This is a genomic window from Staphylococcus sp. HMSC070D05, assembly GCF_001815595.1.
Lineage (GTDB): Bacteria > Bacillota > Bacilli > Staphylococcales > Staphylococcaceae > Staphylococcus > Staphylococcus hominis.
In genome coordinates this window covers 58,879-59,303 of the sequence record NZ_KV821138.1, presented here as the reverse complement: position 1 = coordinate 59,303, position 425 = coordinate 58,879, and the positions used below count along the sequence as shown (strand labels likewise).

Below are 425 nucleotides of genomic sequence, written 5' to 3'. Positions count from 1 at the left end.
GGTAAAGACTTTAAAGGTATTTATCCTTCAAGCGCAAACTATACTACTGATTTACATTCGTTAGGTCAGTACGTTCAAGAAGGACGCCGTTTCTTATTTGAAACTGTTGTAAAAGTAAATCAACCTAAACATGATATTACAATTGAAAAAGATGATGACGATTTAGATGGCTTAAATTATTTAGCTGGAAAAACAATCGATGAAGTTAATACAAAAGCATTTGAAGGTACATTATTAGCTCATACTGATGGTGGCGTTCCTAATATCGTTGTGAATATCCCACGTTTAGATGAAGAAACATTCGGTTATGTCGTTTACTTCTTTGAATTAGCTTGTGCGATGAGTGGCTATCAATTAGGTGTTAATCCATTTAACCAACCTGGCGTAGAAGCTTATAAACAAAATATGTTTGCTTTACTTGGTAA

General features: G+C 33.6%; 1 pseudogene. It reads left to right on the top strand.

Annotated features, from left to right (window positions below):
• A pseudogene (locus HMPREF3046_RS06460) lies at nucleotides 1–425 on the top strand (glucose-6-phosphate isomerase); the annotation flags it as partial.